The 17369-nt window shown below is 63.3% G+C and carries 17 protein-coding genes; 5 read left to right on the top strand and 12 right to left on the bottom strand.

Features of this window, described 5'->3' with window-relative positions; translation table 11 throughout:
• Nucleotides 1–38 precede the first annotated feature (38 nt).
• Both FAA86_RS02705 and FAA86_RS02700 read right to left on the bottom strand, forming a co-directional pair.
• Nucleotides 39–2513: a hypothetical protein gene (locus FAA86_RS02705; RefSeq protein ID WP_136538231.1), complete on the bottom strand. Its 2475-nt coding sequence runs from the start codon at nt 2511–2513 to the stop codon at nt 39–41.
• A 61-nt stretch (nt 2514–2574) separates the two neighbouring features.
• On the bottom strand, nt 2575–3873 hold the full coding sequence (locus FAA86_RS02700) for an adenylosuccinate synthase (protein ID WP_062281335.1): 1299 nt from the start codon (nt 3871–3873) through the stop codon (nt 2575–2577).
• Nucleotides 3874–4089: 216 nt separating this feature from the next.
• Here FAA86_RS02700 and FAA86_RS02695 point away from each other — a divergent pair, with 216 nt between their 5' ends.
• Nucleotides 4090–5001, top strand: a complete 912-nt coding sequence (locus FAA86_RS02695; RefSeq protein ID WP_136538230.1) for a DMT family transporter — start codon at nt 4090–4092, stop codon at nt 4999–5001.
• A gap of 2 nt (nt 5002–5003) precedes the next feature.
• On the opposite strand, the gene FAA86_RS02690 is transcribed toward FAA86_RS02695, so the two are convergent.
• From FAA86_RS02690 to ung, 6 genes are all read right to left on the bottom strand, one after another.
• A complete protein-coding gene (locus FAA86_RS02690) occupies nt 5004–5795 on the bottom strand; it encodes a metallophosphoesterase (RefSeq protein ID WP_136538229.1) in 792 nt (263 codons plus the stop codon).
• 100 nt (nt 5796–5895) lie between these two features.
• Nucleotides 5896–6297 carry a hypothetical protein gene (locus tag FAA86_RS24485; protein WP_167494859.1) on the bottom strand — a complete coding sequence of 134 codons (402 nt, stop codon included), beginning with the start codon at nt 6295–6297 and terminating at the stop codon, nt 5896–5898.
• Nucleotides 6298–6374: 77 nt separating this feature from the next.
• On the bottom strand, nt 6375–6773 hold the full coding sequence (locus FAA86_RS02680) for a DUF1236 domain-containing protein (RefSeq protein ID WP_136538228.1): 399 nt from the start codon (nt 6771–6773) through the stop codon (nt 6375–6377).
• 262 nt (nt 6774–7035) lie between these two features.
• Nucleotides 7036–8463 (bottom strand): aldehyde dehydrogenase family protein, encoded by a 1428-nt coding sequence (locus FAA86_RS02675; RefSeq protein ID WP_136538227.1) that lies wholly within the window; start codon nt 8461–8463, stop codon nt 7036–7038.
• A 111-nt stretch (nt 8464–8574) separates the two neighbouring features.
• Nucleotides 8575–9849, bottom strand: coding sequence for an NAD(P)/FAD-dependent oxidoreductase (locus FAA86_RS02670; RefSeq protein WP_136538226.1), 1275 nt, complete (start codon nt 9847–9849; stop codon nt 8575–8577).
• 154 nt (nt 9850–10003) lie between these two features.
• Entirely contained in the window at nt 10004–10696 is a 693-nt protein-coding gene (gene ung / locus FAA86_RS02665; RefSeq protein ID WP_136538225.1) for a uracil-DNA glycosylase, read from the bottom strand.
• A 97-nt stretch (nt 10697–10793) separates the two neighbouring features.
• On the opposite strand from ung, the gene FAA86_RS02660 reads away from it, so the two are divergent.
• The 3 genes from FAA86_RS02660 to FAA86_RS02650 all read left to right on the top strand — a co-directional run bounded on the left by FAA86_RS02660 (nt 10794) and on the right by FAA86_RS02650 (nt 13022).
• A complete protein-coding gene (locus FAA86_RS02660; RefSeq protein WP_136538224.1) occupies nt 10794–11153 on the top strand; it encodes a hypothetical protein in 360 nt (119 codons plus the stop codon).
• Nucleotides 11150–11749 carry a DedA family protein gene (locus FAA86_RS02655; RefSeq protein WP_136538223.1) on the top strand — a complete coding sequence of 200 codons (600 nt, stop codon included), beginning with the start codon at nt 11150–11152 and terminating at the stop codon, nt 11747–11749. Before FAA86_RS02660 ends, FAA86_RS02655 begins: the two co-directional genes overlap by 4 nt.
• Nucleotides 11750–11831: 82 nt before the next feature.
• Nucleotides 11832–13022, top strand: coding sequence for a ceramide glucosyltransferase (locus tag FAA86_RS02650; protein WP_136538222.1), 1191 nt, complete (start codon nt 11832–11834; stop codon nt 13020–13022).
• A 76-nt stretch (nt 13023–13098) separates the two neighbouring features.
• Here the strand turns inward: FAA86_RS02650 and FAA86_RS02645 are convergent, their stop codons facing one another.
• From FAA86_RS02645 to FAA86_RS02635, 3 genes are all read right to left on the bottom strand, one after another.
• Entirely contained in the window at nt 13099–14670 is a 1572-nt protein-coding gene (locus tag FAA86_RS02645) for a GMC family oxidoreductase (protein WP_136538221.1), read from the bottom strand.
• Nucleotides 14671–14770: 100 nt separating this feature from the next.
• The gene (locus FAA86_RS02640) at nt 14771–15301 is read right to left on the bottom strand and encodes a twin-arginine translocation signal domain-containing protein (protein WP_136538220.1); all 531 of its coding nucleotides are present in this window, start codon (nt 15299–15301) and stop codon (nt 14771–14773) included.
• A 128-nt stretch (nt 15302–15429) separates the two neighbouring features.
• Entirely contained in the window at nt 15430–15825 is a 396-nt protein-coding gene (locus FAA86_RS02635; protein ID WP_136538219.1) for a VOC family protein, read from the bottom strand.
• A gap of 233 nt (nt 15826–16058) precedes the next feature.
• On the opposite strand from FAA86_RS02635, the gene FAA86_RS02630 reads away from it, so the two are divergent.
• Nucleotides 16059–16367: a ribbon-helix-helix domain-containing protein gene (locus tag FAA86_RS02630; RefSeq protein WP_113458452.1), complete on the top strand. Its 309-nt coding sequence runs from the start codon at nt 16059–16061 to the stop codon at nt 16365–16367.
• A gap of 63 nt (nt 16368–16430) precedes the next feature.
• Here FAA86_RS02630 and FAA86_RS02625 read toward each other — a convergent pair whose 3' ends face one another.
• Nucleotides 16431–17249 carry an HpcH/HpaI aldolase family protein gene (locus tag FAA86_RS02625; RefSeq protein ID WP_136538218.1) on the bottom strand — a complete coding sequence of 273 codons (819 nt, stop codon included), beginning with the start codon at nt 17247–17249 and terminating at the stop codon, nt 16431–16433.
• Nucleotides 17250–17369 lie beyond the last annotated feature (120 nt).

Raw genomic sequence — 17369 nt, 5'->3', positions numbered from 1 at the left:
TCTTCCGGCGGATTGCTTAAGCGACAGACAGGCGCGCCTCAGTTCGCAGGCGCGGCAGGCGACAGCGCCGCCCATTCGCGCAGGACCTGCTCGAAGACATTTCCGCCCGTCGTGCCTTTGTCCAGCGTGATCAGCGCACGGCGGCCATTGCGGTAGGTGACCGGAATGTCGATCCAGCCACGGGTCGAGAGAAGCTCGAGATTGCGCTTCACCACATCCTCGAAGTCGTTGAGCGCCACCAGATAGGTGTCGTCGGTGACCTTGGCAGTTACGGCAACCAGCGGGTCGCCGCGGTCCTGCTCGGTGCGCTTCATGGCGATCCGCTGCAGGTTCTCGATGGCACCGCCTTCGAAATCCGGCGGAACCGAGAAGACCACCTCGATGATATGGCTTGCCGGCAGCGAGTTGTCGGTGTTGCGCTTGAAGGTCAGAAGCGCCGAGATGCCCCGCTCCGGAACCGTGATGCGGCCCTGGATCTGCGGGTCGGGACGGCCGTCCGGACCATTCTCGCGCACGGCGGTCCAGGTAATCGAGCCGGGCACGGCCACAGGCGTTGCCTGACCGATGCGCTCCTCATAGAGGAACAGCTTTTCGCCACCGGCAACGGGCGCCGTATTGGCAGCGGTCCCCGGCGTCTGGGTCGAGGCCGCGCCGTTTGCGGCGGCCGGCGCATCCGTCGGTTCGACGGTCGACGCCACGGTCTGTGCGGAGACCGAACGGCCTTCGGCAGGTGCGCCAGTCGCAGGCGCACTGCCTGCACCTTCGTCGATCTCGGTGCCATCAGCACGCAGACGCTGCGTAAACTTCTGGCCTTCCTGCGGCTCTTCGGCCGGTGCGGCAGCGGTCTCGGTGGCTGCCGGGGTTTCCGCAGGGGCTTCAGTTTCCGCCGGAGTGGTCGGCGGAGCCTCCGCCGTCTCTTCGGCAGGCGCAACCTCACCGGTCAGATTGGCGACCATGCTGCCGATGTCATCGCGCATGCTCCATGCCAGATACCCGCCACCGGCAAGCAGCACCAGAACCAGCGCACCGATGATCATCGGTGCGAAGTTGCGGCGCTTCTTCGGTTCCAGCCGATAGGCCGGCTGCTGTCCATAACCGCCGACCAGGGCTTCCATGCCGTCAGCCTGGCCGCCCAGATCGACCTGGGCACCCTTGGCGCTCGGCGCGAAGCTGTCGATATGCTCGTCCCATTCCGTCGCGGCGGGGGCGGTACCCGATGCCGTTGCGGCATCGGCGTCACGCGGCGCCCTGCCCTCGTCGGCATGCTCCTGGAACCACTGGCTGAAGTCGTCGGGATCAACCGTCGCGGCCGCCGGTGTGGTCGAAAGCTTCTCCACGACAAGCGGATCCGCCTCGGGCAGCTGCAGCCCTTCCGGGGCGATGTAGTCGCGGGCGGCTTCGACATGCACCGGCTCTTCATAGGCCGGAAACTCGTCGGTCGGCGTATAGGAGACCGCCGCCGGGCCGGGCTCGATTTCCGGCAGTTCCGGCACCCGGTTCGCAGCCGTCTCGCTGGCAACCGGCAGATCCCAGGAGGCTGCCGGAATGGCCGGTGCCGGATCCTGGGCGCGGCTCTGCAGCCAGTCCTCAACAGAATCGGCACGCAGGCCGAGCGCCGGTGCTTCGGGTTCGAGATGCGCTTCGACCTGCGGTGCTTCAACAGCCAGCGGCTCCGATGCGAAAGGCGTAGCCTCAGCCTGCGGCGCCATATCCCAGGCGGGTGTCACCGGCTCCGGCTCGTCCGCCTGCGACCAGGTCTCCTCCGCCGTCGGCTGATCGCCGAACGTCACCGGCTCGGGATGGACATTCGCTTCTTCCGGCCGCTCGTCGGCCCGCACCTCGTCCGCGACAGCAGGCTCTTCGCGGCTGTCGTAGAGGCCGGCATAATCGTCTTCCGCAGCGACCTGGCCGAAAGCGGGTTCGCTCTGCCAGGACGTGCCGTGCTCAACCACAGGCTCGCTGGCGACCTCCGGCTCAGGCTCGACAGGCTGGTCAACGACCGGCTCCTCCTGCGGAGCGGGCACATCCTGGTAAACCTCGGCCGCCGGCGTTTCTCCCGGGGCGGCCTCTGCCATATGAGCGTCGGCCCAGTCGTCGCCGGTCACGACCGGCTGTGCCTCGACAGGCTCTTCATACGGAGCAGTCTCGGCAGCGGGCTCCTCTTCCACCGGAGCGGGTTCGGCTTCCGGCTCCTGCGAAGGGCCAGGCTCCGCCCAGGCCGGCGCGGCATCGGCGGCGACAGCTGCCGTCGCAGCCGCAGCCGGGACGGCGGCAGAAGGCGCCTCATCCAGCGGCGGCAGCGCCTCGGCATGCTCTGCCTCGACTTCCCGAATGGCCTGATCGAGCTTGTCCAGCTGGCGCTGAAGCATGTGCTCGGGCGGGCGCGGTGACATGTTCTCGAGCTGCCGAACGACAGCGGCGCGAGCCTTTTCATAGACCCGCGCGCGCATCTCCGGAGTATTGTTCGAGAGCCCGTCTACGGCCCGTCGAATCACTGCGATAAAGTCAGCCATCAGCACTTTCTCTAAGGTGCCGGCCCGATGAGAGCCGGCATAACTTGATTAAATTGTGAGATTAATCCTCGAAGGGGTCCGTCACAAGTATTGTGTCGTCGCGTTCGGGACTTGTCGACAGGAGGGCGACCGGCGCACCGATCAGCTCTTCCACCTGACGCACGTATTTGATCGCCTGAGCCGGCAAATCCGCCCATTTGCGGGCTCCAACGGTCGATTCCTTCCAGCCTTCGAGCGTGATGTAGATTGGCTCGACGCGGGCCTGTGCAGCCTGGGCCGCCGGCAGATAATCGATTTCCTGGCCATCCAGCTTGTAGCCGACGCAGATCTTCAGCTCTTCCAGACCGTCGAGAACGTCCAGTTTCGTCAGCGCGATGCCGGTGATTCCATTGGTGGCAACCGACTGACGCACGAGTGCGGCATCAAACCAGCCGCAGCGCCGCTTGCGGCCCGTGACGGTGCCGAATTCATGGCCCTTCTCGCCGAGGAACTGGCCGATCTCGTCATGCAGCTCGGTCGGGAACGGGCCTTCGCCGACGCGTGTCGTGTAGGCCTTGGTGATCCCCAGAATATAGCCGAGCGATCCCGGGCCCATGCCGGAACCGGCTGCAGCCTGACCGGCGACCGTGTTCGACGAGGTCACAAAGGGATAGGTGCCGTGGTCGATGTCGAGCAGCGACCCCTGCGCGCCTTCGAACAGGATGCGCGAGCCCTTGCGGCGCTCCTTGTCGAGCAGCACCCACACCGAATCCATGAAGGGAAGGACGCGATCGGCGATCGAGGTCAGCTCTTCCATGATCGTCTTGTGTTCGATTTCGGCGACGCCGAAGCCGCGACGCAGCGCGTTGTGATGAGTCAGGATACGCTCGACCTTGCCTTCCAGCGCATCGAGATCAGCGAGATCCATCACGCGGATCGCGCGACGACCGACCTTGTCTTCATAAGCCGGGCCAATGCCGCGACGAGTCGTGCCGATCTTCGTGCCGCTGTTGGAGGCTGCATCTTCGCGCATGCCGTCGAGTTCGCGGTGCAGCGAGAGAATCAGCGTGGCGTTCTCTGCAATGCGCAGATTGTCCGGCGTGACCGACACGCCCTGGTCCTTCAGACGGCCGATTTCGGCGATCAGCGCGTGCGGGTCGACGACCACGCCATTGCCGATCACGGCCTTCTTGCCGGGACGCACGACGCCCGACGGAAGCAGCGACAATTTATAGGAAACGCCGTCGATGACGAGCGTATGGCCGGCATTGTGTCCACCCTGGAAGCGGACCACGATGTCCGCACGTTCGGAGAGCCAGTCGACAATCTTGCCCTTGCCCTCGTCACCCCATTGCGAACCAATCACCACGACATTCGTCATCACATAATCCTGTATATCGCGCAGCGTCTGCGCCCTACCCAAACCCGCGCATCTATACTGTGTTGTTTTTGGGAAATCGACCCGTATTGACGGGCGATTTGGCTTTTTGCGTGACAAAGCATGACCCCTCGCCTATTTCGGAGGCAATTCGCGCTGCACCGAACCGGGGGGACAAGGGTTTGGGCGCTGGCGCCAGCATGCAGGGAAGAGTAAGCTTTGCCCATTCGCGCCTATACCTTTCTCGTGATCACCACCCTCCTCTGGGGCGGCAACACCATCGCCGGCAAGCTGGCGGTCGGCCATGTCAGCCCGATGGTCCTGAGCTTCGGCCGCTGGGCGCTCGCCACCCTCGTCATAGCCTCAATATCGATCCCGCAGATCCGCAAGGACTGGGATGTCCTGAAGGCAAACTGGAAGCTTCTGATCTTCTACGGCGCCGTCGGCTATGCCGCCTTCAACGGCTTCCTGTACACGGCTCTCAAGTATACCAGCGCCGTGAATGGCGCGATCGAGCAGGGCGCGATCCCGGTCCTGATCTTCGTCATCAACTTCCTGCTGTTCCGGATTCGCGTTTCGGCCATCCAGATCCTCGGCTTCCTGATCAGTTTCATCGGCGCGGCGGTCACGGCCTCTCACGGCGACCTGCAGACGCTGCTGACCCTGACACTGAACTATGGCGATCTGCTGATGCTGTTTGCCGGCATTTCATATGCGATCTATACGGTCTCGCTGCGTTGGAAGCCGCCGGTCCACTGGAAGAGCCTGATGGCGGTGCCGGCGCTCGCCGCTGCCGTCACCTGTCTGCCGCTCCTCTACTGGGAGCAAGGACGCGGCGAACTGATCCTACCCGACATGCAGGGCTGGTTGATCGTGCTTTATGCCGGGCTTTTCCCCTCGCTGATCTCGCAGATCCTCTACATCAAGGGCGTCGAAGGCATCGGCGCGAACCGCGCCGGCCTCTTCATCAACCTCGTGCCCGTCTTCGGCACGCTGCTGTCGATCACCATTCTCGGCGAGAAGCTGGAAGTCTTCCACGTGATCGCGTTGATCCTCGTGCTCGGCGGCATTGCGATCGCCGAATGGGGGAAGCCGGCAGCGGAGAAACCTCCGGCCAAGCCGACGACCTGATCTCATCCTTCAGGCGGCGATAGCCCCGGACCGACAGACAGGATCTCGACCTGACCTTCTGACAGACGGGCGGCCGTCAACCGGCCGCTTCGATAGCAATGCGTATCGAGGCTCACCCGGTCCGGACCGACATAGGCTTCGCGCATGGGCGTGTGGCCGTGGAAGACACGGACGGGAAGGCCCGGCCCAAGATCCAGGAACGAACGGCGTATCCACATCAGATCGTCATCCGTCTGCTCCGAAAGCGGCCGTCCCGGGCAAATCCCGGCATGGGCAAAGACATCGTCGCCGATCGTCAGCAGCACCGGCAATTCGCGCAGGAAATCGACATGGCTTTGGGGAATGGCCGCGCGTGCTGCTTCTCGCACGCCGTAGGATGCACACGCCGCTGCATCGTTATCGTCCAGATCGAGGCCGTAGGAGCGAAGCGTGCCAATCCCGCCGTGATCGAGGAACCAGTCTCCCGCAGGGTCTCCATCCAGATAGGAGAGAAAGGCGTCGTCATGATTGCCGCGCAGGCAGATGCGATCGAAACCCGCCGGTGCCGACGCGGTCAGGTGATAGAGCACCGCCGCCGATTTCGGTCCGCGATCCATGTAGTCACCCAGCATGACGATCAGCTTTGGCCCCTCGACTGTCTCCGCATCCTTTCGCATGACCTCCTCGAGTGCCAGCAGCTGATCGAGGCATCCATGCACATCACCGACAGCATAGATGCGGACATAGCGGGACGGCTCTAGGGCAAGGCGCGGAGGCCGGCCGCTTGAGAGAGTATCGGAAAAGCCTTCGCCCATGGAAGTGTCCTTACGCCGCGTTCCTGCATAGAGAAAAGCGCAGGCCAACAAAAAAGGCCAGCACCTCGCGATGCTGGCCTTCGTTTTGTCGTTCGACCTGTTACGGGGTCGTGGTCGGTGCCGGGGTGCCGGTACCCGTGCCGCTATCGGCCGGCGGAGTTGCCGGAGCCGGATCGGTCGCAGGCGGGGTTGCCGGAGCCGTATCGGTTGCCGGCGGCGTGGCCGGATCTGCAGCCGGCGGGGTAGCCGGATCGGCGGCAGGCGGTGTCGCGGTGTCAGCCGGCGGAGTGGTGGTTGCCGGCGGCGTCGCCGGTTCCGTCGTTTCCGTCGTGGTGGTTGCTGCCGAATCGGTGGCGTCATTGCCGCCGAAGACGAAGAAGGCGCCGGCTGCGATCACGACGATCAGCAGGATGGCGATGCCCCAGGTTGCGCCGCCACCGGTGGCGGTCTGCTGCGTAACATGGGGACGCTGGTCGAGGCGGGGATCAGGACGTTGGTCCATGGGATATTCCTCCTGGTTGGGAGGCCGAGCATCGTGAAGGTCACCTGCCCGGCCTTATCATTGGATCAAGCCAGTGGTTACTGCACCACGCCGACGACGACGTAGGTCTCAGGGTCAACGATCACGCGCTGATTGTTGACGACGGCATAGGCATAGGTCGGATTTTCCGGGACCGGCGTCAGAACGACCTGCTGCGGCAGCGGCTCACCGACGGCGACCTGCTGTTCGATGACGATCGGCTGAGCCGGCAGCGGCTGTTCGCGAACATAGGTAACGACCGGGGCCGGCGGCGGATCAACGGCCGTGCCAGCAATGGCACCGACCACGCCGCCTACTGCGGCACCCACGGGACCACCGACGATCGCGCCGGTTACGGCACCACCGGCAGCACCGGTGACAGTGCTTTCCTGCGCCAGAACGGGCGTGGAGACGACACCAAGTACTACAGCTCCAAGAGCGATAATCTTCGTATTCATGGCTTCTTCCTTTCCGTTGACTGCCATTGGCGGAAAGAACGGCCATCACGCGAAATTGTTCCGCGAACTCATCAGAAGCCTCTACTGCAAGCCCTTGGAAAAATTGGCGGAATTTAGGCAGCGGCGTAGTATTTGAGGCAATAAATACTGGAAGTAGCAGAAAAGGAAGCGCACGCCGAGCGGCGCCAGCAACCGGCAAATGTCAGCTGAAACTCGCCAAAGATCAGCTGCGATCTGGTGAGTTCATGTCGGCGTTTGAGCTTCAGCTGCCCCAGCCGACGATGCCCTTGATCTCCAGAAAATCATGGATGCCCCAATCGGCATATTCTCGCCCATTGCCGGACTGCTTGTAGCCACCGAAGGGTGCGGACGTGTCCCAGTCGGGATAGTTGAGATAGACAGAGCCTGCGCGCAGCTGTGCCGCGACACGCCGGGCGTGATCGATATCTTGCGACTGAACATAGGCCGCCAGGCCGTAGACGGTGTCGTTGGCGATGGTGATCGCCTCCTCTTCCGTCTCATAGGACAGGATCGACAGGACCGGCCCGAAGATTTCCTCGCGGGCGATGGTCATGTCCGGCGTGACATGACCGAAGATCGTCGGGCGCACGTAATAGCCGCGATTGAGCCCATCCGGTCGGCCCGGACCGCCGGTAACCAGCAGAGCCCCCTCCTCGATCCCCAATTCGATCAACCGCTGGATCTTGTTGTACTGCACATCGCTGACCACGGGACCGAGCACCGTGTCCTCGGCGCCGGGATCGCCGACCTTGTGCAATTCGGCAGTTTCACGCGCAATGTGCAGCGCTTCGTCGTGCCGGGCAGCCGGCACCAGCATCCGGGTCGGCGCATCGCAGGACTGGCCGGAATTGCCGAAACACCCTTCGACCCCCTTGCGCACCGCGGTTTCGAAATCCGCATCTGGCAGGATGATATTGGCGGACTTGCCGCCCAGTTCCTGTGCCACGCGCTTGACCGTATCGGCCGCGGTCTTGGCAACGATGATGCCGGCCCGGGTCGAACCCGTGAAGGACACCATGTCGACATCGGGATGACCGGCCATCACCTGCCCGACCTCGGGACCGCGCCCGTTGACGAGATTGAACACTCCCTTCGGGGTTCCCGCCGCTTCCATCACCTCGGCAAAGATGAGACCCGAGATCGGCGCGATCTCCGAAGGCTTCAGAACTACGGTGCAGCCGGCGGCGATGGCCGGCGCGACCTTGCAGACGATCTGATTGAGCGGCCAGTTCCAGGGGGTGATGAGCGCGCAGACGCCGATCGGCTCCTTGACGATGCGCGTCGTGCCGCGCTGCTCGGAGAACTCGAAATTCTTGAAGGCTAAGATCGTCGCCTCCAGATGCGCCCGTCCGACCCAGGCCTGCGAGTCCCGCGCAAAAGCCAGTGGTGCGCCCATCTCGCGGCTGACAGCCTGCGCAATGTCCTCGAAGCGTTCGTTGTAGACCGTAAGGATCCGTTCCAGCAGCGCAAGCCGCTCGGCCCGGTCGGTGACGGAGAAGGTGGCGAAGGCTGCCTTGGCCGCAGCGACGGCGCGATCGACATCGGCCCGGCTGCCGATGGAGATCGTCGTGAAGGGCTCTTCCGTCGAGGGGTCGATGACATCGAGCAATGCCGGCTCCACCGGATCGACCCATGCACCGTCGATGAAGAACTTCAAATGCTTGGACATACTGGCTCCAGCGGAGAAGATGAAATGAGATCGGCACTATTCGCCACACGCCTGAACTCGGCAAGCACGCAAGAGGCGACAGACCACCTTTCCCCAACCAGAATGGGGAGATCAGCGTTCCAGACCATCGAGCAATCGATACCAGGCGATATGGCCCGCCACACCAAGGCGTCTGAAGCGATGCAAGGGGATGCGCCGCAGCGGTGTGATCGGCAAGGGAAGCACGTCCGGATCACCGTCGGCGAGGTAACGCGCAAGCGGTGCGCCGAGCGCCGTCATCAGCCCGATACCGCGCCCCTGACAGCCGGCCACCATGACCAGCCCCGGCTCCGGCTCATGCAGATGCGGGAGATGATCCGGCGTCATGGCGACGCGTCCGAACCAGCGGTGATCGATGCGCAGCGAGGCGAGCATGGGAAAGAGCCGTTGCAGCGCCCGCTCCAGATGTGCCCAATCCTCCACCGAACGCGGCTCGCGCATCGGCCCGCGGCCACCCAGCACGAGGCGACCATCAGGACTGCGACGATAGTAGACGACGATCCGGCGGCTGTCGGAGACGGCCTGACCACCGGGAAGGATGAAGTCTAGTCCGGCCGGCAGCGGTTCGGTGGCGATCTGGAAGGAATGTAGCCAGACGAGGCTCTCGGCAAGCTTCGGCACAAGGGCGCCCGAATAGGCATTCGTCGCAACCAGGACCTTCCTGGCCCTGATCGAACGCCCGCTCGCGGTCGTGACCTCCCAGCCAGCGCCTACTTTTCGGAGCGAGGCAACGCCATCCTTCAGCACCAGCCCAGCGCCGGCTTCCGTGGCAATACGCGCAAGCTCATGAACCAGCGCCAGGGGATTGACGACCCCTGCCCGCCGATCGAGAAAACCGCCGCGATAACCATCCGCACCTGTCAGAAGCCCGACCTCGGCCTGATTGAGCAAAGCCACATCGGCACCCTGTGCCCGCCATTGCCGATTGCGCCGCACGGCGGCTTCCATGGCCGTCTCAGTATGCGCCGCCTGGACCCAGCCGGTACGTGCATGCTCGACGTCGAGGCCCTCGCTTGCGATCAGGTTGAAGACGGCATCCGCTGTCTCCGCCGAAAACTTCGTCAGCCGCTCGCCAAGATCCGCGCCGAAGACGGCCAGCAAGGTCTCCGGGTCCTGCTTGAGCCCCGGGATGACCTGCCCGCCGTTCAACCCGGAAGCGCCGGCGCCGATCTCGCCCGCTTCGATGACCTGCACCGAAAGCCCGGCCCGAGCCGCATGAAGTGCGGTTGAAAGCCCCTGATAGCCCGCGCCGATCACCACCAGATCGACATCACCGTCGAAGAACCGACAGACGATCGACGAGGAGGGTCGCCGCCAGACCGGCGAAACCATGGATTGGCGCTGCATGAAGGTGAGACCCGAGACGCGATCGATGAATTGGGTCGCAATCTGACGCGCCGGAAGATACGTGACAATAAACGTCAGGATGTATTTTGGCGCACAGGTAGAATGACGGATCCCTTACTTAAGGAAATCGCGATAAGGACTGTGCGCGTTCAAATCATGGCGTATCGGGCAATTGCCAATCAATCGCATTTCTGCCCTGCGCGACGAGATATTCATTCGCCTGCGAGAAGTGCCGGCTGCCGAAAAAACCGTTATGCGCCGAAAGCGGCGATGGGTGCGGCGCTTTCAAGACGAGATGCCGGGACCGGTCGACGAAGGCGGCCTTTTTCTGCGCATAGGAGCCCCAGAGCATGAAGACGACATGCTCGCAATCCTCGTTGACGGCCCGGATCACGGCATCAGTGAATTGCTCCCAGCCCTGGCCCTGATGAGACGCCGCGCGGGATTCTTCGACCGTCAGAACGCTGTTCAGCAGGAGCACACCCTGGCGCGCCCAATGTTCGAGGAAACCGTGCCGCGCCGGCGCGATGCCGAGATCGCTCTGCAATTCCTTGTAGATATTGACGAGCGACGGCGGAATGCGAACGCCCGGCCTGACGCTGAAGCAGAGCCCGTGGGCCTGTCCCGCCCCGTGATAGGGATCCTGACCGAGGATGACGACCTTCACCTCATCGAGCGGCGTCAGATCGAGCGCCCGGAAATACTCCGCCCCCTTGGGGAAGATGGTCTTGCCGGCCGCCTTTTCGTTTTGCAGGAAGGCCTTGAGAGCGGCCATGTAGGGGCTGGCGAACTCCTTGCCCAGTGCGGCCTTCCAGCTGTCTTCGAGCTTTACTCCCGCATCCGCCATTGCCGCTCACCCCTCTTCTGTCTTACATGGTCTCGACGATAGAGGGCCCGCGACCGGGTCTGTCAACCTTCAGCCGAACGGAGCACACAAGAGAACCGTGAAGCCCTTCCTCAGACTCTGGCAACGCCACCGCATCCTGACATCGGCCTTCGTGCTGGCCATGGCGCTTGCCATCTTCTTCGCCGGGAGAACGATCTTTTTCGTGGTCTACTGGGCCGATCCGGCGCGCCAGGACCTGCCGCCAGAGCCTTGGATGACGATCGGCTACGTCGCCCATTCCTGGCATGTCCCGGTCGAGAAGCTGGCACGCGACCTTGATCTCCCGCCCCCGCCCAAGGATGGCCCACGCCCCTCCCTGGAGCGGCTCGCAGAAGACCGTGGAGTGACTTTCGAGGCCTTCAAGGCCGAGATCGAGGCGTCTATTATGGACCTGCGGCGGCAGGGCCCGCCGAGATGAGTTTGACCGAGACGCTGCTCGCCTCGCTGCCGTCCTATGGCCTTCCCCTTCTCGGCCTTGTCGTCGGCATCAGCTGCCTCGGCGCCCCCTTGCCGGCATCGATCGTCATGATGCTCATGGGCGCCTTCGCGACAGCGGGCGACTTCACGCTCTGGATCGTCGTCGTGGTGGCGCTGGCCTCGGCCATCGCAGGCGATCAGGTGGGTTACATGCTGGGCCGCCTTGCCGGACAGCGCCTGGTTCCGATCGTCGAGCGGAATCCCGACCGCCGCAAGGCACTGGAACGGGCACAGCGCGAAATGGACGCGCGCGGCAATATCGCCGTCTTCCTCACCCGCTGGCTTCTTTCACCACTGGGGCCTTATCTCAACCTGCTGGCCGGTGCCTCGGGCTTCTCCTGGCTGCGCTTCACCATGGCCGGCATGCTCGGTGAAACCGTCTGGGTCGGTCTCTATACAGGCCTTGGCGCGACCTTCAGCGAAAGCGTGACCGAAATCGCCGAAATCAGTGGCAGCATCAGCGGCTTCCTCGCCGCCGGCGCGGTCGCAGCCTTCTTGGGATACAAACTCTTGCAGGCGCTGCGGGCAAAGGACTGAAAGCCCCGGCCGCGCCCGGCCAGGGCTTCGCCGAACTGTCACAGAGCAATGTTATCCGGAGGTGAAAATCCGGAGACTCGCCATGACTGTTCTGATCTGGTTTGCCGCGCTCGCGCTTCTGGTCCAGCTCGCAAGCATCGCCTTCGTTCTCTCCGTGAAGCTGCGGCACCGCAAGCGGGACATGGCAGTGATGCCGCGCCCGCCGGTGACCCTGATCCGGCCGATCTGCGGGCTGGAAAACAATCTCGAGCGTTGCCTCGCCTCCTCCTTCCGCCTCGACTGGCCGAGCTACGAGATCCTCTTCTGTGTCGCGAGAGAAGACGATCCGGCCGCAGCCCTCGCCCGCCGGCTGATGGCCGAGCATCCGGACATTCCCGCGAGGCTGCTGGTCGGCGAGGATCTGTTCAGCGCCAATCCGAAGCTCAACAACGTCGTCAAGGGCTGGCGCTCCGCTCGCCATGATTGGATCGTGATGACGGACAGCAATGTCCTGATGCCACCCGACAACATCGCGCGCATGATGGGCCGCTGGGACGATCAAACCGGTCTCGTCTGCTCGCCGCCGGCCGGCACCGAACCGGAGAATTTCGGCGCCTTCCTCGAGAGCGCCTGGCTCGACAGCTTCCAGGCTCGCTGGCAGCTGTTTGCCGATGCCGTCGGCTTCGGCTTTGCCCAGGGCAAGTCCATGCTCTTCAACCGCCAACTGATCACACAGCTCGGCGGCTTCGAGCGTCTCGGTGACGAAGTGGCCGAAGATGCGGCCGCCACCCTCTTGATCCGCAATGGCGGTCTCAAGGTGCGCCTCGTCCACGAGCCCTTCCCGCAGCCGCTCGGCTCGCGCAACATGCTGGCCGTGTGGAAGCGCCAGCTGCGCTGGGCCCGCCTGCGTCGCGCCTCCTTCCCGCTCTATTTCCTGCCGGAGATCTTCACGGGTGCTGCCCTTCCCGGTGCTGCGATGGTCGCGCTGGCCGCCACGGGTATCGTCTCGCCGATCGCGCCCATCGCCTACCTCGCGGCCTGGTACGGTGGCGAAGTTCTGCTCGCCCGCGCCTATGGCTGGCCGGCCGGCTGGCGCATCCTTCCCGCCATGGTGACCCGTGACCTGCTCTTGCCGGGTCTCTTTGTCGCCGCCTGGTTCGGCAGCGGGTTCGAATGGCGCGGCAACGCCATGACGGTTGCCGACAATGACAACGGACGCACCGCGCGGCTTCGCAAGGCCGTCGTGAAGACCCGCGACAAGGCCCGAGCCCTGGTTGCGGCGCGCAGCCACTAGGCTTTCTCAGAGAAAAAAAGCGGGCAGGACCGCATGTTGCGATCGCTGCCCGCAAGAGGGAGGTAGTTTAAACCGCTCAGATCGTGCCTTGGCCCATCTGTTCGGCGATGTAATCCGCCTGGCGGATCGCAAGAGAAACGATCGTCAGGGTCGGATTTTCCGCGGCACCCGTGGTGAACTGGCTGCCGTCTGAGACAAAGAGATTGCTGATGTCGTGGGTCTGGCCCCACTTGTTGACGACGCCGTCCTGCGCCTTCTCGCTCATGCGGTTCGTGCCGAGATTGTGGGTCGACGGATAAGGCGGCGTCGGGAAGGCTCTGTTGGCGCCGACGGCTTCATAGAGAGCCATTCCCTGCTTGTAAGCATGATTGCGCATTGCCTCGTCATTCGGGTGGTCGGTGAACCAGACATCCGGGATCGGCATGCCGTATTTGTCCTTGAGCTCGCCATGCAACTTCACGGCATTCTGCTCCTGCGGCATGTCTTCGCCGACGATCCAGAGACCGGCCATGTTGGCGTAATTGTCGAGCGCCGAGGTGAAGGACCGGCCCCAGCCGCCCGGGTCAAGGAACGCTGCCATGAAGGGCAGACCGAGCGCCAGCGTTTCCAGCTCGTAGCCACCGACGAAGCCACGCGACGGATCATGCCGCGCTTCGTCACGGATGATGCCGGCCATGGTCGTGCCGCGGTAGAAATGCACCGGCTTTTCGAAGACGGCATAGACCGAGCCCGTCGTGTGACGCATGTAGTTCTTGCCGACCTGGCCGGACGAGTTGGCAAGACCATCTGGGTACTTCGACGAGGCTGAATTGAGCAAGAGCCGCGGGCTTTCGATCGAATTGCCGGCAACGCAGATGATGCGTGCCTTCTGGCTCTGCAGATTGCCGTCCTTGTCGGCATAGACGACGGCAGTCACCTTGCCGGTATCGTCATGTTCGATCTTGATGACATGTGACTGCGGCCTGACTTCCAGCTTGCCCGTCGCCTCGCCCTTCGGGATTTCCGTGTAGAGCGTCGACCACTTGGCGCCCCATTTGCAGCCCTGGAAGCAGAAGCCGGTCTGTTGACAGCTCATGCGATCATCGCGATCGGCCGAGTTGATCGCCATATTGCCGGTGTGACAGTCCTTGTAGCCGAGCTTGTCGGCACCGGCCTTCAGGATCTTGAAGTTGTTGTTGCCGGGGAGCCCCTCGATGCCGTTGGTGCGGGTGACACCCATCTTGTCTTCGGCCTTGGCATAGTAAGGCTCGAGATCGGCGAGCGTGATCGGCCAGTCGAGAAGGTTGGCGCCTTCCACTTTGCCGTAATGGGTCAGCGTCTTGAACTCGTGCTCCTGGAAGCGCAGCGAGGCGCCGGCCCAGTGGGTGGTGGTGCCGCCGACCGCCTTGACGATCCAGGCGGGCAGGTTCGGAAAGTCCTTGGACACCCGCCAGCCGCCACCGGTCGTGCGGTGATCGAGCCAGGCGAGCTGGGCGAAACTGTCCCACTCGTCGTTGATGAAGTCCTCATGTTCGATGCGGGCACCGGCTTCGAGCACGACGACGTCGATGCCCTTCTGGGCAAGCTCGTTGGCAAGCGTTCCGCCGCCTGCACCGGAGCCGATGATGACGACCACGCTGTCGTCGTTGAGATCATAGGGCGCTGCCATGTTTTCCTCCCGGGAAATCGGTCAATTTGGGTAAGCGCCGCCGTTCCCATCCGCGATGGGCCTCCTTCCGGCGACGATGAATGCGTGTCTTAAGGTTCGCTCAGAGCCAGGTGATGTCGTCGAACCCGCGCTCGATATAGCCGCCCTTGGAATAGGACTCGCCCTCGTAGCCGAAGATCGGCCAGATCTCCTTCTGGTTATAGAGGCTGACCACGAGGTCGCCGCGCACCGCCTGGAAGAAGGGCGTCGTCTCGATGTCGCGCAGGATCGCCACGCGATCGTCCTCCCAGCCGAGACCGCGATAGCCGCCTGCACCGGCGCGTTTGTCGAGATCGGCGATGCCGTCTTCGATCAGCATCTTGTGCTTCTCGTCCTTGGCAGCCATCGTGTCCTGACCTTTGACCGCGGCTGCATAGAAGCGGTCGGCGAGTTGGTCATGCGGATAGATGTCCCGCGCCATCTTGATGAGCGTCGCGAGCGTGTCGGGCTTGAGTGCGGTCGCCTCCAGGCCCCAAGCCTGTTCGGGACAGATCACGGCAGTGCCCGTGACCATCAGCACGGCACTTGCCGCACCGGTCTTCAGAAGCTGCCGGCGCGACATGCCGCCGGTCTTGTCGAGTATCGTAACCACGTCATTCTCCTCCCATGAGATTGATGCGCAACGGCATCTTGCCGTTGTTCTCGGCAGGCCCGGCGACCGCGCCCGCCATGCTCGAAACGAGTGAGGCCGGGAGCACCGCCTTGCTCCCGGCCCCACCATCACTTGAACCGACCGTGGCGCTGCAGAACCTCGATCTTGTAGCCGTCCGGATCCGTGATGAAGAAGAAGCGCGCGAGAAGCGCACCGTCGCGGTTGAATTCGACGATCTTGCCCGGGGTCATGCCAAGACCCGTCAGTCGCTGATGCTCGCTGTCGAGATCCGAGACGCTGACGGCAAGATGGCCATAGCCATTGCCGAGGTCATAGGCATCCTCCCGCCCCTTGTTGACGGTCAGTTCCAGCTCGAATTCGCTCTCAGGATTGCTGAGATAGATCAGCGTGAAGGTCTCGAAATCGAGACGATCGGCGATGTCGAGGCCGAAAGCCTGGGTGTAGAACGAGACCGAGCGCTCCTCCTCAAGAACGCGGATCATCGAATGTATCATTTTGGCCAATGGGCTGCTCCTCGCATGCTGACTGATGTCATGTCGGGAGGATGTCGCGATTTGCCGCTAGGCTGGTAGCAGCCCATTACCGCAGCCGATTTTTTTCGTCGCTGGCGGATCGATTCTTCACGACAGAGCGAGGCAGTTTAGCGAAGAGCGAAATTGACCAGAACAGCCGCTGGCAACATAATGCCTCAAAAGACCTAAGATCGAAAAAACTGAAAATCAGGGAGGAGCATGCCATGTGTGAAGTCTTCGCAGGACAGGACCCGGCCCGCTATCGCGCCGTCAACCGCTCCGTCCGCATCGGTGGTCATTCCACCAGCATCCAGCTCGAAGCCGCCTTCTGGGTGCTGATCGACGAGATCGCAGCCAGCCAGAATTTCTCGACATCTCGCTTTCTCTCGACGCTTTACGACGAGGCGCTCGAGATCAACGGCTCGGTCTCGAATTTTGCGTCACTCTTGAGGACGAGCTGTCTGATCTACCTGATGAGCAAGGCGCAGAACCCGACCGAGCCGCAGGAATTCCACATCATCGCTGCGGAGTGACGAGGTAGGGACGCGAGCCCCCGAGCGGAGCCCGGACGTCATCTGGACAGGTAACACCACAGGTTACGAATAGCCGCCCGTCTTGGGAGCCGCAGACGGGTCGGCCGCTTCAGCGCCGCGCATCTTCTCGGCCATGGCCGCAGCCGCATTGGCCAACAACCAGGTATCCGTCCCATTCGCCATGAAGCGCACGCCGGCGCGGCGCGCCAGCGCGATCATCTCCGGGTCGCCGGTCATGATGCCTGCCGGCTTGCCGGCAGCCTTGATCTTGCCGATCAGCATCTCGACCGTCTCCATCACCTCCGGCACGGTCGCCTTGCCGCCATAACCCATGTCGGCCGAGAGATCGGCAGGGCCGATCAGGATTGCATCGACACCCTCCGTGGCGACGATGGCATCGACATTCTCGACACCGAGCCGGCTTTCGATCTGGGCAATCAGGCAGACCTCAGCATTGGCCGTCTCGGCATAGTCGGCGATCCGGCCGAAATTCGAGGCGCGCCCGAGGCTCGCGCCCATGCCTCTGATACCATCGGGAGGATAACGCAGCGCCTTGGCCAGCAACTTCGCCTGCTCCGCCGTCTCGACCATCGGGATCATCAGCGTCTGCGCGCCGATATCGAGCGCCTGCTTGATCAGCCATGGCTCGCCCATCGGCAGCCGCACGACCGGATGAGAGGGATGGCGGGTGACGGCGGCAAGCTGGGCGGCGATCAGCGGAATGTCGTTCGGCCCGTGTTCGGCATCGATGAGGATCCAGTCGAAGCCGGCCCCGGCGCAGATTTCCGCCGAATGCGGATTGGCAAGCGCCACCCAAAGGCCGGTGAGCAGGCCTGTGTCTTCGCGGAGCGCTTGCTTGAAGGGGTTCACGGGGGCGGGCATGGACAGTCTCCTCGGGTATCAATCGACCGGCGCGATGGCCGGGAGAAAGAAGCTATCCCCGGAAGCAGCCCTTCCCGCAAGCCTCGAAGACGACGAGCGGTACGCCTGCGACATTGAACG

Source organism: Rhizobium rosettiformans W3 (genome assembly GCF_004912135.1).
GTDB classification, from domain to species: Bacteria; Pseudomonadota; Alphaproteobacteria; order Rhizobiales; family Rhizobiaceae; genus Allorhizobium; species Allorhizobium rosettiformans.
The sequence above is the reverse complement of the archived record's forward strand: the minus strand, read 5'-3'. Positions and strand labels throughout refer to the sequence as shown.

Coding starts and splice junctions, on each gene's coding strand:
- ung (WP_136538225.1), bottom strand. CDS start 10,696: ATGGCGGATGCGGGAGTAAAGCTCGAAGACAGCTGGAAGGCCGCACTG.
- FAA86_RS02655 (WP_136538223.1), top strand. CDS start 11,150: ATGAGTTTGACCGAGACGCTGCTCGCCTCGCTGCCGTCCTATGGCCTT.
- FAA86_RS24485 (WP_167494859.1), bottom strand. CDS start 6,297: ATGGACCAACGTCCTGATCCCCGCCTCGACCAGCGTCCCCATGTTACG.
- FAA86_RS02705 (WP_136538231.1), bottom strand. CDS start 2,513: ATGGCTGACTTTATCGCAGTGATTCGACGGGCCGTAGACGGGCTCTCG.
- FAA86_RS02675 (WP_136538227.1), bottom strand. CDS start 8,463: ATGTCCAAGCATTTGAAGTTCTTCATCGACGGTGCATGGGTCGATCCG.
- FAA86_RS02700 (WP_062281335.1), bottom strand. CDS start 3,873: ATGACGAATGTCGTGGTGATTGGTTCGCAATGGGGTGACGAGGGCAAG.
- FAA86_RS02670 (WP_136538226.1), bottom strand. CDS start 9,849: ATGCAGCGCCAATCCATGGTTTCGCCGGTCTGGCGGCGACCCTCCTCG.
- FAA86_RS02645 (WP_136538221.1), bottom strand. CDS start 14,670: ATGGCAGCGCCCTATGATCTCAACGACGACAGCGTGGTCGTCATCATC.
- FAA86_RS02690 (WP_136538229.1), bottom strand. CDS start 5,795: ATGGGCGAAGGCTTTTCCGATACTCTCTCAAGCGGCCGGCCTCCGCGC.
- FAA86_RS02625 (WP_136538218.1), bottom strand. CDS start 17,249: ATGCCCGCCCCCGTGAACCCCTTCAAGCAAGCGCTCCGCGAAGACACA.
- FAA86_RS02680 (WP_136538228.1), bottom strand. CDS start 6,773: ATGAATACGAAGATTATCGCTCTTGGAGCTGTAGTACTTGGTGTCGTC.
- FAA86_RS02630 (WP_113458452.1), top strand. CDS start 16,059: ATGTGTGAAGTCTTCGCAGGACAGGACCCGGCCCGCTATCGCGCCGTC.
- FAA86_RS02650 (WP_136538222.1), top strand. CDS start 11,832: ATGACTGTTCTGATCTGGTTTGCCGCGCTCGCGCTTCTGGTCCAGCTC.